This window comes from Dolichospermum sp. UHCC 0315A, assembly GCF_008121535.1.
Classification (GTDB): Bacteria; Cyanobacteriota; Cyanobacteriia; order Cyanobacteriales; family Nostocaceae; genus Dolichospermum; species Dolichospermum lemmermannii.
The window spans coordinates 4483677-4499487 of sequence record NZ_CP043056.1 but is presented as its reverse complement, the minus strand read 5'-3'; the positions used below and the strand labels follow the sequence as shown (position 1 = coordinate 4499487).

Below are 15811 nucleotides of genomic sequence, written 5' to 3'. Positions count from 1 at the left end.
ACAAAAAGAACAGGGAACAAACTTGTTTTTAACTCAATTGTTATATGGGAAAAAGTGCAAAATTACGGCACATTTCAGGGAAATGAGGGACAAAGTTGACATAGTATTAATTTTTGACAATGCAGTAGGATAGTATCATGGGATTAGCTGTAACTTAACGTACCTGTTCACAAACTGTCACAATAGTTGTTACCAGCAATACACAATATTTGGTATGCTCACCTGTACTAATGTCATTTTTTAGTTAGGGAATAGGTAATAGGCAAATGGAAAGATCAGTCATGAGTAAGTATTCTTTCCACTTACCTCTTCCCCAATCACCAATTATCCACTACCTCTTTCCTTAACTACTACATGAATCTAAATCAAGTTAAATCCATCCCCAAATGGACACAATTACCATCTCCATCCATATTTTGTGCAGAAGTATCTATGCAATTGAGTATAGATACATCCGTTGCCCAATTACAACAGCAGGTAGAATATTTACAAATCCAATTGGAGTCAGAAAGACAGGAACATATTCAAGAAATCCAGCAAATTCAGAAATTTCAGACGTTACTTCAACATATTACTGAACACATCCGCGATAGTCTAGATGATCGGAAGATATTAACAATTATTACTCAAGAATTAGTTGATTTATTACAACTTAATCGCTGTCAAATTGAACTTTATAATCCCTGTTTAACTTCTGCCACAGTTACCTATGAATATAGTGCTACTTTACCCCATTTTCAAGGCTTAACCACAGTAATCGCTGATTTTCCTCAAATTTATCAATCTCTATTGCAAAAACAAATTTGGCAATCTATAGAAATTGTCCCAGGACATTATTCTGGATTACAGATGATGAATCAATTAGCTTGTCCAATTTTTGATCATCTAGGCATTTTGGGTAATGTTTGGCTAATTCGGCATACAGAGGCAAAATTTGGAGAACAAGAAATATCCTTTTTGCAGCAAATAGCTAATAAATGTGCGATCGCAATTCGTCAATCTCGACTACAGGCAAAAACCAAAGCGCAGATTCAGGAAATAGAAAAACAAGAACGGCAAAAAAATGAATTTCTCAAACAGCTTTCCCAAGAGTTACGCACACCCATTACTAATATTAATCTTGCTGTACAAACATTAGAAAGTCTCATGACACCAACGGGAATTTTAGATATAGAAATAGGATCTCAACTATTACAAATTCTCCATCATGAATGTGGACGAGAAAATAAATTACTTAATGATCTTCTCAGCTTTGCATATCTGAAAACCCATTCGGAATCTCCTACTTTAATTACTATTGATTTTCCAACTTGGTTATCTCCCATTATTGAATCTTTTCGAGATGTTACCAATTGTCAGCAACAACAGTTACACCTGGATATCTCCACAGAAATTCCCCCATTCTCCACAGATATCACTGATTTAGAAAAAATTATTACCTTGCTACTCAACCAAGCTTGTCAATGCGCTCCCGCAGGTGAATCAATTACAGTTACCGCCGATTTAAATGCAGCCACGGTAGAATTAAAAATCAGTATTTCTGGTGTAGAGATTCCTCACCATGAACTATCACAAGTCTTTCAGCCATTTTACCGCATTCCCAAACATTCCTCATGGCAAGCACAGAACACTGGTTTAGAGTTAATTTTGGTAGAGACAATGGTACAGCGTTTGCATGGATTAATTCATGTTACAAGTGCAAATAATCGCATCACGTTTATCATGCAATTTCCCCTGCGACCAGTTTTTTAGCTGCAAGACTAGTAGTCTGTCAAGATAAAAATGATGGACTGTAGTGTGAGCGTCTCGCTCACGCGGGCATATAGTGTAAGCGTCTCGCTCACGCGGGCAAGATGCCCGCACTACCAAAAACCCGTCAAAATAAATTTGACAGACTACTAGAGAGCCAAATCTGCTGTATGTGTAATGATAAACTATTTTTTTCAGTCTTCCATCTCGCTGCTGATACGTAGGTTATTTATCAACTCTTTGCTAGTTAAGGATTTCCGCCGAGATTTTTGTGTAATTAATTTTGTCCAATTACTTATAAGCGAATCTAATTTCTTACCTCTGAGGAAATATGCAATTAGGGACTTCCAACTAAAAAAAATATCCCAATCCTGAGTATAAATGTAGGGGTTTAGCACTGCTAAACCCCTACTCAGGGTATTTGCGGTATGTGGGATAAATATTGATTTATTTTGGTAATTGGTAATTTTATTGGTTACAAATCCGATAATTGTCTAGAAAAAAATATTGATTTTTGTCTTATTTACATCAAAATAGTCAATATTCTTTGAACTTTGTCCAAGTAAGAAATAAAATACTTATAATATCTTTTTAGTTAAGTAGGATACTGAATATGAACGCCCAAGCCAAGAATTTACAGACTTTATATGCTAAAACTCGCTTACTGCTTGCATTGTGGGATTTGGGAGGAAGTCAGCAGAAAGTGGCTAGGGGTAAATTGACGAAGCGGATAGTGTCTAAGGGTCAGAATAAAGCGGATTATCAAGCTATTTTAGAGGATTTAGAAATGCAGGGGGCTGTTACTGTTACTAAAAAGGGATCTTCAACCAGTTATACTCTCACGTCACCGACGGGCTTAGATGTGTTAAAAGCGGGTTTGCGTAGTGATGAGTTTGAGTTTAATACCAATCTTGGTGCTTGGGTAGGAAATTCTTTGTTGCGATTGTTGCGTGAGGTTGATGTTGTAGTAGCTGCGCCGGTTGCGTCTGGTGGTGGGGTGATTGGTTCTTATGAGGAGTTTAAATCTGTCACGTTGGATGTTTATGACAAGTTGAATTATGAACACAATCTTAATAATTTAGTACCTATTTATCGGATTAGGAGAGAAATAGGAGAACGAGTTAAGCGAACAGAGTTTAATAATTTTCTATTAGAAATGCAAGCTAATGATATTTTTCAACTTCAAGGGGGAACAGTAGAAGACAATGCACGGGACAAAATAGAAGATTCAGTCACTACAGAATTAGATGGATTACGTTGTTATGCCAGACTTTTGAAAGCTTAAACTTTATTTCTTCAATTCTTCACACATTAACCTCATAATACTATGACTACTAACATATCTAACATTGATGAATTGATTAAAACTCAAAACCCATTTGCAGGACATCTTGTTGTTAAACCGCAGCAAATATGGGGTAAAAGTTTTCCTGATGTACCCTCAATTAATGCTCATGCGTCTAATGCAGTATTTGATGCGGTTGAAAAAATCTGTAAAGGGCAGCGGACAACAGTAGGTATTACGATTACAGCCGAAAGAGGATTAGGGAAAAGCCACATTATTAGTCGAATTCGCCATCAATTACAGACTAGGGAAGATAGCTTGTTTATTTACATGAGTAAATATGACAACTTAAATCAAATTAAATATGAATTTTTACAAAGCATTGCTTCTAGTCTCAGAGCATTTAGTAATCAAAAAGTGATGCAGTGGCAAGAAATAGCAACTGCTTTAATTAACGAATCAAGAAAATGGAATCATCCACCAGAAAAATATATTAGTAATAAATTCTCTACTAAAGTAGTGGAACAGTTAACAAAAGAAATTTTGTTAATCAGGACTAATATTAATAATCCTTACATAGTTAAGGCAATCTTGTGGACACTTTCTACAGATTATGTTGTTTATGCAAATCGCTGGCTATCCGGTTTAGAACTAACACCGGAAGAAGCTAAAGCAATGGGCTTGCCAAATCCAAAACAAGCAGATAGAGAGATTGAATCCTTACGGAATGTTCGTCAAATTTTAGATATCACCAGCTATTATAGAGTTCCGGTGATTTGTTTTGATGAATTAGATAATGCAGATGTTGCTGATAATGGTTTGACAACAGCACAAGTTATTGGAAGCTTGGTTAAGGATTTATATAACAATATTAAAAGCGGTGTTTTCCTGCTGGCAATGTATTCTGAAACTTGGAATGATCAGATTAGATTTTTGCCACAAGCTGAAGCAGCAATTGATAGATTAGTAAGTGAAAAATCTGATAGGCAACCAATTGAATTACAGGGCTTAAACTCTGATGAAATTGTTGCTTTGGTTAAAAAATGGTTACAAGAATTTTATCAAGAGCATCAACAAATACCTCCTCATCCTCTCTACCCATTTAATGAAAATAAACTTAGAGAATTTGGTAAACAGAAACCTACTATTAGAACAGTTTTAAAATGGTGTGGTGAGAATTTTATTCCGGCTATTCCACCTCCTTTGAATCCGGTTAAACGATTTTTTCAAAGTGAGTTAGCTAATATTGAGACTTCTATTAATTCACTGATAGATGATGAATTAGCAATTACAGCGGCTTTAAAAGTAGGATTTCTTGGTTTGGCTAAATATGGAGTAGAAGTAGAAAGCGTGAAAATTGAAGGAGTTGAGGAAATTATCACAACTAAAGCAGATCAAGGATATCTTAATTTTCGGATTGTTGGTAATAATAGAAAAGTGAAAATAGGAATACTTATTCTACAACGACCTAGCGGAGCATTTATAGGTGCAGCATTAAAAAGATTGATTCATTACGAAAAATTTGATTTTACTCGTGGCTGCTTAATTCGCTCTAAGAAAATTAATCCCGGAGCATCAGTACCTCAACAATGTTTAAAAAATTTAAAAGAACAGACTGGAAAATGGATACTATTACGAGGTGAAGATATTAAATCTCTTTTAGCTATTTCATCTATTTACTATAATTGTAGAAATTATGAACTGACAGAAGAGCAAATTTTTGAATTTATCAAGGAGGAGAAGATAGCAATTAACAATCCTTTAATTCGAGAAATATTATGTAATCCTTCTGGACAAGAACCAACTGATTTAACTGGTTATGGATTTCCTGTTGCAATTCCTAAGTCTATTGATAATGCTGAATAATATCAAACTAAAGCTATAGCTAAATAGAAATGAATCAGTCATTTTCACTTCCAAAAGCATTGTGTTTACCCGTCTCTGATATTGAAGCCTTGATACAGGGACGCACAATTGCAGCTTTACCCAGGCAGTTTATTCATCCTGGGCAAAGATTTTCTCTTTATCCTGTTGACAATACAGGGAATGTACTTTTAATTAAAGTTTGGGCTAAATGTCAGCATTGTCAGACTATGGATAAAACAACACCATTAAATACATTAGATGTTTTATCTCAATTAACAATCTGGAATTTAGAAACATTCGAGGAAATAATACAGAAATATGAAAATATTTTTCTGGCTTATTTGCGGGTTTATCATTTACCTGAACCTTTGGAAATTCGAGCTATTCCCAACATTCAAGAAAAACTAGGAAAATTTGCACCTTTACCTAATAATATTTCTGTATCTGAAGATAAACCCGTATTAAGTGATTATGTATTTAATCAACGTAAACAACAATTAGAAAAACGAGAACCTTCTCTAAATCCTGAACTGGAAGAGTTACAAAGTGCATTATCACAAATAGCTAATAATAATCCAGTAGCGCAACAATTAGAAAATGAAATCAAAGTATTTTTAGGTTGGAGTAATGCACCAACTACAAATACAATAGATGCTGATTTGGATTGGATAAAAACAATTACATCTTTAGGAGATAGAAGCATAGAAAAAGATGAAGGTAAAAGCAACTATCAAGCGGGTACAGACTTTGAAATTATTACACGCAAAAGCCTTAATTTTTTAGGATTTAAAGTAGAGGAAGATCACAAAGGTGGTGCTGGAGGTTTAGATTTATATTGTTCACAACCTTATTCTCTAGTTTGCGAATGTAAAGCAGGTAAAAGCATTCCTCATAACACAGTAGAAGAATTAGATAGAATTGGTAAAAGACATCTTCAAGAAAATTATCTTCAAGCTGTGCGGTTAATTATTGGACCTGGTGAACCTACTAAAAACTTGAAAGAATCTGCTCAAATCTCTAAAGTCAGTATTATCAAAGCTATGACATTACAAAAATTAGTTGAACTCAAAGCAAAATATCCCGGTGCGATAAACTTAATTGAATTAAAGCAATACTTAGAACCGGGACAAATAGATGATAAAATTAACGAATATATAGATAAAATAGAAAAAGAGATAAAATTGCGATCAGACATTATCAAAGTAGTTAAAGAACTTTCTAAAGAACATAATGAAATTTCCGCAATGGTTACAGAAATTCGTAGTCATTATAATGCACTTAATCCCTCTAAATTAACCGATGAAATAGTACATTGTTTATTAATAGAACTATCATCACCATTAACAGGTTACTTAGGAAGAGAAAAAGGAAACGATGGGAAAACAGATAAATTTTACTATTTGCGCGACTTACCAATAAATTAAAAATAACTCTTTTCTCTCTTCTTTTCTTTCTTCCCTTCGCGCTCTTCGTGCCTTCGTGGTTTATTTCTCCAAAATAATTCATCCCAAAGTCAAAATACCATCTGGAAAATTCACCACCAAAGGCAAAAACTCCAACCACTCTGAACCCAATAAAATCTCCGTTAATTCATCTCCCGCATAAACAGGAATTTCATACTCTTGATTATCCAATATCACCTTACCTAAGTATCTTTCAAATGTGATTTCACCCTGAGCAGTTCGCAGAATTTCTTTATCTACATAATCCCAATTAAGTCCATCTAAATCTTGTGTATTAATAGCCATAAAGCCTGTGAAACCACTATCAAATAAAGCATCTACAGGCAAAATTAAACCATCATTAGCAACCAACTCAATTTCAAAAAATAGCTGCTTCTTTTCACCAAATGTACCCTCTATCATATTCTCCCAGTTGCTCCAGATTCATTCAAACAAAAAACGCAATGATCAGCATTTGGGTATTTATCGCGGGCTTTTTGATGTGCAATTTCTTTATCTTGATCAATTAAGTAATCACCACTATTTAACTCAATAGCAATATACCAGCCATAATGTTCTTTGATCAATTCAGGACGTACACGCTCAAAAATTGTCCGATAACGTTGATACTCTGCCTCATTTTCAGCCTTACGTCTAGCCAATTCTTCCGGTGATAAAGTCAGTTCCGGAAAAATTCTTCCTCTTCTTGCTGGTTGTTTTGGTGTTAGTTGAGTCATGTTTTTAAACTCCATTTCTACTATGATAATAATATCAAAAAAATCATCCCAAAGTTAAAACACCAGCAGAAAAACCATCTTTATGAACCTTTCATTATCAGTCCTGATAGAATCTGCAAAAGCTGGAAAACTCATTAGTTTCCCCACAGATACCGTCCCCGCATTAGCCACCATACCAGTACAAGCAGAATTAATTTATGCTGCGAAACAACGCAGTTTTGATAAACCTTTAATTTTAATGGCTGCCAAAGCCGAAGATTTATGGGATTATGTTCAAGGTAGCCAAAGAGAATATCAAATCTGGCAAAAAATTGTTAATCAACATTGGCCAGGTGCATTAACTTTAGTTTTACCAGCTAGTGACAAAATTCCCACCGTCATGAACCCTGTTGAACCAACTACCATTGGGATTAGAGTCCCAAATCATCCAGTTGCTCAAACTATTTTGGCGCAAACTGGGCCAATGGCGACAACTAGCGCTAATTTATCAGGACAACCAGCTTTAGAAACCAAAGCAGCCATAGAAGCTCAATTTCCAGAGGTTTTAACATTAGAAGCTATAGAATACCAGGGTTTGGGAATACCTTCCACCGTTGCTAAATGGACAGGAAATAACTGGCAGATTTTAAGACAAGGTAGTATTAAATTAGATAATGATGAACTTTAGTAACTGGCTATATTTAGGAGCAGGAATAGGATTAGGAATAGGTATTTGTAGATTATTCCTTCAGCCTACCAAATCTGCATCCATTCCCATTCAAAATGCTCCACAACAGCAAGAAAACCAACTTTTACAAGAATTGAAACAAACTCAATTAGCCTATTATCAGTCCCAAGAAATGAGTCAGTTTCAAGCAGGTTTTTTAGCCCGAATTAGCCATGAATTGCGATCGCCATTAGGGAGTATAATCGGATTACATCAATTGATTTTGACAGATTTATGTGACAATCCCCAAGAAGAACGGGAATTTGTCGGACAAGCTCACGAAAAATCTCTCAAGTTATTAAAACTAATTGATGAAATTCTGAATGTTTCTAAAATTGAATCTGGTAGAAATAAATTAGATATTGAAACTTTGCAATTATCTGAATTTTTACAAGAAATTTATAACTTAACTTATCTATTAGCAGTTAATCGTAATTATCCTTTTACTTTATCACCACCAGATCCAGAAATTTACATTTTAGCAGATTCTCGTTGGCTCAAACAAGTATTAATAAACTTGATAGATACAACAATTGCTCAAATGGAAGCAGGGAATATTTATCTTTCTAGTCATCTACAACCTACAGATAATTATGTAAATATCTGCTTAGATGTACCCACTGAAACTGTAGTTACAAGTGAATCTATAGATTTGATGATAGCTGAAAATCAGACAACTCAGAAAAATATAGTTCTGTCACCAGCAATGAAACTTTCACTTCATCAAAGTTTAGTAGAATTGATGGGAGGAAAGTTAGAAATTTTGCCTTTCCCCACCAATCAGGAAGAAAAATCACAGTTAACAAGATGGCAAATATCTATGCCTCTAACGACTCCTGAAGTTGAATCTCTCCAGGAACAAAATCAAAATTAGATTGATTGTATAGCACCATTGTTGTTGTGTTATTTGCTTGAAAACCAATCTTCTCATAAAATTCCTGCTGGTGAGTTGTCATCAAATACACACGCTCTACTTTTTGCATTCGCGGATGACTTAAAACAGTTTCTACCAACTTGCTACCTAGTCCATTACCTTGATATTCTGGATGAATGACAACATCCCAAATTGTAGCGCGATAGATACCATCAGAAGTCGCTCTTGCAAAGCCAATTAATAATTCCTTCTCCCAGACAGAAATCACAGGTTCACTATTAGCAATAGCTATACCCCAATCCTTAATACTTCGTCCTTTTGCCCAAAAAGCGGACAGATTAAACAGTTCTTGGAGTTGGTAAAGATCAATATCCGCATGACTGTGGCTAAATTGAATCTGAGAATATTTCATCTATAAACACCCACTTATCCTAAGATATTTGTTTCTGTTATGGCATATTTTCCTAGAAATTACTAAACCTGTATATGTATATGCAACAGTTCAATTAAAAATTAAGAATTAAGAATTAAAAAACTCTTTTTTATTCACCAAATAGAACGAAAGGCACGGAAGCCACTTGGCAATAGATGCGTGGAGGAAGTGCCAACGGCGAATTTATTCGCGGTGACATGATAGAATTAATTAGCAAGTAGGAATAACCATCAGCGCAAAGAAGTGTTTTATTAAGGAGAAACCCCTGATTTATCTCGTCTCGGCATAGCTGTAGCCTGGGTAAACAAGCAATGGTAAATCATGGAGCGTTTAACATTAAAAATTGATGGACTCACAAAAGCAGCAAAAAAAAATCAAAAGTAAGCGCAATTGCAATACCTGTCGTACTGGTAGTTGCCTTGAGCGTCTAGGAGGATAATTGACTATCCTTTTTAAGCAAGTCTTAAAGAATCTGCGTGTCTTTAGACCGCAGAGTGTCAATCTTCCCTGTTCATTGACAAACCCACTTCCATAGAGGGTGAGAAGATCCTTGTTGACGAATACGATAAACTTGCTTTTTTAATTTTTCCTGTTCTGCCAATGGTAATCCCCACAGAATATTGCGACTTTGCCAAACTAAAACAGAAGTTGTCACACTTATGCAAAAACTTAAACCCAGGGCAGATAGAGGATGAAAAATTAGTGCATACCGTAATCCTACCCAAGTAAAATATTGTTGTAACAAGGAAATTTCCACCCGTAAATCCCACAGGCAAACAGGGGCTATCATTAGCCACAAACAGCCGGCAAATAACCATCTGCCGTATACTGTAAGCTGATGTAGCTTTTGGATTTGTTGAGTAAAAGCAGAATCTACTCCCAATTCTTCTAACTCAATTTGTGGTTCTTCGGGTTTATCCATAGGAAGAGTATAGCTTGCACCTACAAAAAACTCTAAAATCTCGTTCCCAGTCTCCGACTGGGAATGTTTATTATTGCGGCTCTGCCGCTAGTGACAAGGAGGCTCCAGCCTCAAATTAGGCATTCCCAGCCAGAGGCTAGGAACGAGGTATTTTCCATGACTGAATTTAACTTTCTGGAGAAGTCACAGGGGGTTCAACTTGGTAATTTTGACTGCGTTCTCGCCACCAAATCAGGAGTGTACTGGCAATGAATATACTAGAATAAGCTCCCATTATAAAGCCGACAATTAAAGCTAGAGAGAAATAATGGAGCGTTTCTCCACCAAATAGGAAAATAGCAGTTAATGTCAGTAAGGTGGTTAAAGTCGTGTTGATTGACCGAGATAAAGTTTGGTTAACAGCATCATCAACAACCTCAGCAATTGGTTGTTCAGGATGAAGTTTAATAGTTTCCCGAATGCGGTCATAAATTACCACAGTATCATTGACTGAAAACCCTGTGATAGTTAACAAAGCAACAATGAAAAGACTATCTACCTCAACACCGAAAACTAAGCCTAAAATTGAGAAAACTCCAGTTGTGACGAGAATATCGTGAAACAATGCCACAATAGCTAATAAGGCATAGTCCAACTGAAACCGGAAAGCCATGTAGATAGTAATCCCCACAAAGGAAACTATCAAAGCTAAAATTCCCGAAGTAAATAACTCCTTTCCTAAAGTCGCACCAACGGAATCAATTTGGTTTTTTTGCGGGTCGAAAACGCCGATTTTTTCAGTTAACGCATTTTGCAAATTACTCCGCTGTTCTGTTTCCAGATTTTTGGTGCGAATAGTAATACCATTTTCTTGGCCATTTTCCGAGATTAACTGAATACTACTATCTCCAAGTCCCTGGGATTTAGCCACTTCTCGCACCAGATTAATATCTATTGGCTGGTCACAGTTACCAGGTTTGCCACAGTCCCGGACAAATTGCAACCTTGTTCCCCCAATAAAATCTAAGCTAGGACGCAGAGGGGCTTTGATACTGGGATTGAAGGAAGATATCACCATGGAAATGATACCGACCAGAATAATCACAGCGGAAATACTCCACCAAGTAACCCTGGCTTTGTTAATATCTAATCTCATCGTGCCACTCCTGTCTTATTTGTTACTGGCACATTAGGAGCATAAAATTCTGTTTTCCGCAAAGAGGGAATGGAAATAACTAAAAACATCAATGTGCGACTACAAGTAATTGCGGTAAACATACTCACCCCTACGCCTAAAGCTAAGGTCAGAGCAAAGCCTTTGACTAGTCCTGAACCTAACCAAAATAATGCAGCACAAGCAATCCAGGTAGTAACGTTACTATCTAAAATGCTAGAAAAGGCGCGGTAAAAACCGGATTCTACAGAACGATACAAAGATTTACCTGATTGTAGTTCTTCCCTGGTGCGTTCAAAAATCAAAACGTTAGCATCAACTGCCATACCGATACTGAGAATAAAACCCGCAATTCCTGGTAAAGTGAGGGTGACACTCAGTAAACAAAAGGTAGCCCAAGTCAGTATGGAGTAAATTATTAGTGAAACATTGGCTATCATTCCCGGTAGGCGATAGTACCACACCATAAATATTAATACTAAAATCAGACCACCAATACCAGCGTAGATACTTCTTTGAATACTATCTTTTCCTAAAGTAGCCCCTACCGTTCTTCTTTCCGCAATTTCCACAGGAACAGGTAATGCACCACCGCGTAATTGTACGCCTAAATCATTGGCTTCTTGGGCTTGAAAACGACCTGTAATTACCGCAGAACCGCCAGTAATCCCAGTAGCAGCAAATTCTACACCTACACTAGGTGAACTGATCAGTTCATTATCAAGGAAAATACCGATACCACGACCAGTGCCAGCGAGGTCTTTTGTGAGTCCAGCAAAGAGTTCACCACCCTTTTGATCAAAACGGATAGCCACATCCCAGTTATTGCCTTGAGTGGGCTGACCGTAGGCATCCTGGAGATATTTACCAGTTAATGGTGGATTGGTACTTTCAAACAATTCCGCAACTGCTTGATTACTTTGATCAAACTCTTGCTTATTTTGATCAATTGCTGCTTGATCTTTACTCTTTTTCAAGTCTTCGCGCTTGGTTTTCAGGTCATTTTTTGTTACCTGAAGAGCAAAAAGTTGAGTTTCTGTATTCGGTTTTTGGACACGGAACTCTAACTGCGCTGTACCGCCTAATACCCGTTCTGCTTGTTCTGGATCATTGACACCAGGTAGTTGTACGGAAATCTTATCTGTACCGATAGTTTGAATTAATGGCTCAGAAACACCAAGACCATTAATCCGCCCTTCCACTACTTTTTTTACAGCTTCCAATTCTCTTTCGGTGATTTGGGGAATTTCCGCCGTTGGTTTCACCTGAATGGTAAGCTGTGAGCCGCCTCGTAAGTCTAGTCCCAAGGGGACAGGAATTGTCACAATCACCGTAATAGCGGCGATGACCAAAACTATAATTAACGCTAATAGCGATCGCTGTTTTTGCATACCATCACTCACAACTGACAAAGGTTATAATAACGTTCTTTTTGTCAGTTGTGAGGATAAATTTGGTCAGTAGTCATTGGTCATTGGTCATTGGTCATTGGTCATTGGTCAGTAGTCATTGGTCATTGGTCATTGGTCATTGGTCATTGGTCATTGGTCATTGGTCATTGGTTCACAGTAACTGACAACTGTACGGGCGAAGCATTTGGAGAACTATTTTTTGCAATGATCGATAATTTATCTTCCAAATGCTTCGCCCCTACTAACAACTGACAACGAACAACTGACAACTTCCTAAACTCGCAAAGCCACCATTTTCTGGACTGCTTCGACGATTTGCTCTGGTTGGATAATAGTTAGACGCTCAAGATTACCATTGTAAGGTGTGGGGATATCTTGAGAAGAAAGCCGCAACACAGGTGCATCTAATTCATCAAATAAGCGGTCATTAATAGAAGCAACTAATTCTGCACCAATACCCCCAGTTCTCATGCACTCTTCCACAACAATCACCCGGTGAGTCTTGCGAATTGATGCCCCAATAGTTTCAAAATCAAGAGGTTTCAAGGAAATTAAGTCAATAACTTCTGGATCATAACCTTGTTTTTCCAAAACTTTCACAGCTTGCAGCACATGATACCGCATCCGCGAATAAGTGAGAATTGTCACATCCTTACCTTGACGAACAACTTCAGCTTTATCGAGGGGAAGGACATATTCTGTTTCTGGCAGGTCTTCTTTTAAGTTATAAAGTAAAACGTGTTCAAAAAATAACACCGGGTTATCATCGCGGATAGCTGCTTTCAGTAATCCTTTAGCGTTATAAGGTGTGGAACAAGCCACAATTTTTAAACCGGGAACAGCTTGGAAATAAGCTTCGAGACGTTGAGAATGTTCCGCACCAAGCTGTCTACCCACACCCCCAGGCCCACGAATCACCATCGGGATTTTAAAGTTACCACCGGAAGTGTAACGTAACATCCCCGCATTATTAGAAATTTGGTTGAAGGCCAGGAGCAGAAAGCCCATATTCATGCCTTCAATAATCGGTCTTAATCCAGTCATAGCCGCCCCTACAGCTATCCCAGTAAAGCTATTTTCCGCAATGGGGGTATCTAAAACTCGCAAATCACCATATTTTTGGTGTAAGTCTTTAGTAACTTTATAAGAACCGCCGTAGTGTCCTACGTCTTCACCCAGAATGAATACGCTAGAATCGCGGGACATTTCTTCGTCAATAGCTTCCCGCAGGGCGTTGAAAAATAGTGTTTCTGCCATTTAGACCTTTATCGCAATTTATCGTTATAGAATTTTATCGTGCCATTGTCCCGAATACAGTCAAGCCTAGCACTGTTGTTGAGAACATCAGATAATTCTTTATAATCCACTTTTTGCACGTAGCGGTAGAAAATTCATGATATCTGACTTGAAGAATAATTGCACGAAAAAATCACAAAAGTTGGTTAAAGTGGAGTAAAATACCAACAACATCTTTATCTAGCTGAATATAGACACTTACCAACAAAGACTGATTGGGGAAATGCGTTATTACTTCTATCTAGTAGTCTGTCAAATTTATTTTGACGGGTTTTTGGTAGTGCGGGCATCTTGCCCGCGTAAGCGAGACTACAGGTGGTGCAGGCATCTTGCCCGCGTGAGCGAGACGCTCACACTACAGTCCATCATTTTTATCTTGACAAACTACTAGTTTTGTTTGTACTTTTGTCTAGATCTCTAATTTTGACATACTCACCAACCTGAAGGTGCGGGGAAACACTTGACACTTCGCCAGAACCCGCCACAAGTGGTCTTATCGTCCCTCCATGTCCGTTTAAAGTCTCCCAATGCCCTATGGCGACTATGACCAAATTTTAACATAAAGCTGTCCTGGAAGGACGGGGCTTGTGTCTCGTCTTTTCGGTCAATTTTTAACTCCTACCCATTGAGTCACAGGAGACATTGCTTTCCAACCTAAAAACTTTCCAATCGGTTCTGCGCGTTGAATAGCAATGCGGGTAAAGTTTCCTCCCACTTTTTCATACCATTGATATAATCTTTGTTCACCTGCCAAAGTGACAACATTAACCACCATTCTACCTCCAGGAAGCAAGACATTCCAGCAATTTTCTAATATTTCTGATGCTGTCACACCACCACCAATAAAAATTGCGTTTGGTGCTGGTAAATTGGGGATAACTTCTAACGCTTTACCTGCGATAATTTGTAAATTTGGTGTTCCCAAAGCAGCCGCATTATCAGCAATATAATTTAGTCTAGTGGAATTTTGTTCAATAGCGATCGCACAACATCTTCTATCACTCCGCAGCCATTCTATAGAAATAGAGCCACAACCAGCCCCCACATCCCACAGCAATTCCCCCGGTAAAGGTGCTAAACTCGATAATGTCACCGCGCGGACTTCCCTTTTCGTCAATTGTCCATCATGATGAAAAGCACTATCTGGTAAACCGGGAAATCTGGATAAACCCACAATTCCCCTATCAGCAATACATTCCACCGCAATAGTATTTAAAAGAGCGATATTTTCTTCTTGCCAATTAGTAGCGATATCTGTTATAATGGTTTCTTCAATATTATCCATTTTTTCTAAAACGGTAATTTGACTATTACCATAACCGCGATTTATTAAAATTTCTGCCACATGAGCAGGAGTATTTTTTCCCTCACTTAAAATTAATAATTTTGCACCGGGATAAATATAAGATTGCAGTAAAGAAACCGGACGACCACATAAACTTAAAGTTTCCACGTCTGTTAATGACCATCCTAATCGAGAACAAGCCAGACTAAAAGCCGAAGGTGCGGGAATAATTGTAATTTCAGAAATATTAATATCTTTAAGAATAGTTGCACCCACACCATAACATAGAGGGTCGCCACTAGCTAAAATACAAACTGCTTGACCACGACGACTAATAATTTCAGTTATGGAAGTTTGAAAAGGTGATTTCCAGGGAATTTTTTCCCGGTTGTCGTCAGGTGGTAACATAGAAAGATGACGTTCCCCTCCAAAGATAATTTGAGCTTTATTCAAAAAAGAAAGAGCTATGGGACTTAACCCTGCTAAACCATCTTCACCAATACCGATAATTGATAACCATTTTTGCATAATTCGTGAGGTTGTTTGTTTTGCTGGAATATCGCTTTTATTACCTTACAGTGCCTCACAAAGTTTAGTATTGATTTCATATATTCTGATCGCATCGCTATAATTGTTGGTAGCATTGAGATA

The 15811-nt window shown here is 37.3% G+C and carries 15 protein-coding genes; 7 read left to right on the top strand and 8 right to left on the bottom strand.

Annotated features, from left to right (window positions below; genetic code table 11):
* Nucleotides 1-354 precede the first annotated feature (354 nt).
* The 4 genes from BMF77_RS21340 (at nucleotide 355) to BMF77_RS21325 (ending at nucleotide 6324) form a co-directional block, all read left to right on the top strand.
* Nucleotides 355-1752, top strand: a complete 1398-nt coding sequence (locus BMF77_RS21340; protein WP_148765648.1) for a GAF domain-containing sensor histidine kinase — start codon at nucleotides 355-357, stop codon at nucleotides 1750-1752.
* A gap of 610 nt (nucleotides 1753-2362) precedes the next feature.
* A complete protein-coding gene (locus BMF77_RS21335; protein WP_148765646.1) occupies nucleotides 2363-3034 on the top strand; it encodes a hypothetical protein in 672 nt (223 codons plus the stop codon).
* 42 nt (nucleotides 3035-3076) lie between these two features.
* Nucleotides 3077-4900, top strand: coding sequence for a P-loop NTPase fold protein (locus BMF77_RS21330; protein WP_148765644.1), 1824 nt, complete (start codon nucleotides 3077-3079; stop codon nucleotides 4898-4900).
* Between the two features lie 29 nt (nucleotides 4901-4929).
* Entirely contained in the window at nucleotides 4930-6324 is a 1395-nt protein-coding gene (locus tag BMF77_RS21325) for a DUF1802 family protein (protein ID WP_148765642.1), read from the top strand.
* A 78-nt stretch (nucleotides 6325-6402) separates the two neighbouring features.
* Here the strand turns inward: BMF77_RS21325 and BMF77_RS21320 are convergent, their stop codons facing one another.
* Nucleotides 6403-6765 carry an aspartyl protease gene (locus tag BMF77_RS21320; protein WP_148765640.1) on the bottom strand — a complete coding sequence of 121 codons (363 nt, stop codon included), beginning with the start codon at nucleotides 6763-6765 and terminating at the stop codon, nucleotides 6403-6405.
* Nucleotides 6762-7079 (bottom strand): hypothetical protein, encoded by a 318-nt coding sequence (locus BMF77_RS21315; protein ID WP_039204224.1) that lies wholly within the window; start codon nucleotides 7077-7079, stop codon nucleotides 6762-6764. The genes BMF77_RS21320 and BMF77_RS21315 overlap by 4 nt, the downstream gene beginning before the upstream one ends.
* 82 nt (nucleotides 7080-7161) lie before the next feature.
* Between BMF77_RS21315 and BMF77_RS21310 the strand changes: the two genes are divergently transcribed.
* Together BMF77_RS21310 and BMF77_RS21305 are read left to right on the top strand one after the other, a co-directional pair.
* A complete protein-coding gene (locus BMF77_RS21310; protein WP_148765638.1) occupies nucleotides 7162-7746 on the top strand; it encodes an L-threonylcarbamoyladenylate synthase in 585 nt (194 codons plus the stop codon).
* Nucleotides 7736-8659 carry a sensor histidine kinase KdpD gene (locus BMF77_RS21305; protein WP_148767142.1) on the top strand — a complete coding sequence of 308 codons (924 nt, stop codon included), beginning with the start codon at nucleotides 7736-7738 and terminating at the stop codon, nucleotides 8657-8659. The genes BMF77_RS21310 and BMF77_RS21305 overlap by 11 nt, the downstream gene beginning before the upstream one ends.
* Here the strand turns inward: BMF77_RS21305 and BMF77_RS21300 are convergent.
* From BMF77_RS21300 to secD, 4 genes are all read right to left on the bottom strand, one after another.
* On the bottom strand, nucleotides 8604-9071 hold the full coding sequence (locus tag BMF77_RS21300) for a GNAT family N-acetyltransferase (RefSeq protein ID WP_015083543.1): 468 nt from the start codon (nucleotides 9069-9071) through the stop codon (nucleotides 8604-8606). The two genes, BMF77_RS21305 and BMF77_RS21300, sit on opposite strands and share 56 nt — an antisense overlap.
* A gap of 532 nt (nucleotides 9072-9603) precedes the next feature.
* Nucleotides 9604-10014: a hypothetical protein gene (locus tag BMF77_RS21295; protein WP_148765636.1), complete on the bottom strand. Its 411-nt coding sequence runs from the start codon at nucleotides 10012-10014 to the stop codon at nucleotides 9604-9606.
* Nucleotides 10015-10180: 166 nt separating this feature from the next.
* Nucleotides 10181-11149: a protein translocase subunit SecF gene (secF, locus tag BMF77_RS21290; RefSeq protein ID WP_148765634.1), complete on the bottom strand. Its 969-nt coding sequence runs from the start codon at nucleotides 11147-11149 to the stop codon at nucleotides 10181-10183.
* On the bottom strand, nucleotides 11146-12558 hold the full coding sequence (gene secD, locus BMF77_RS21285) for a protein translocase subunit SecD (protein WP_148767140.1): 1413 nt from the start codon (nucleotides 12556-12558) through the stop codon (nucleotides 11146-11148). Before secD ends, secF begins: the two co-directional genes overlap by 4 nt.
* Before the next feature lie 62 nt (nucleotides 12559-12620).
* Here secD and BMF77_RS28770 point away from each other — a divergent pair, with 62 nt between their 5' ends.
* Nucleotides 12621-12743, top strand: coding sequence for a hypothetical protein (locus tag BMF77_RS28770; protein ID WP_256370321.1), 123 nt, complete (start codon nucleotides 12621-12623; stop codon nucleotides 12741-12743).
* 109 nt (nucleotides 12744-12852) lie between these two features.
* On the opposite strand, the gene BMF77_RS21280 is transcribed toward BMF77_RS28770, so the two are convergent.
* Together BMF77_RS21280 and cbiE are read right to left on the bottom strand one after the other, a co-directional pair.
* Entirely contained in the window at nucleotides 12853-13836 is a 984-nt protein-coding gene (locus BMF77_RS21280) for an alpha-ketoacid dehydrogenase subunit beta (RefSeq protein ID WP_148765632.1), read from the bottom strand.
* Nucleotides 13837-14479: 643 nt separating this feature from the next.
* Nucleotides 14480-15688, bottom strand: coding sequence for a precorrin-6y C5,15-methyltransferase (decarboxylating) subunit CbiE (gene cbiE, locus BMF77_RS21275; RefSeq protein ID WP_148765630.1), 1209 nt, complete (start codon nucleotides 15686-15688; stop codon nucleotides 14480-14482).
* Nucleotides 15689-15811 lie beyond the last annotated feature (123 nt).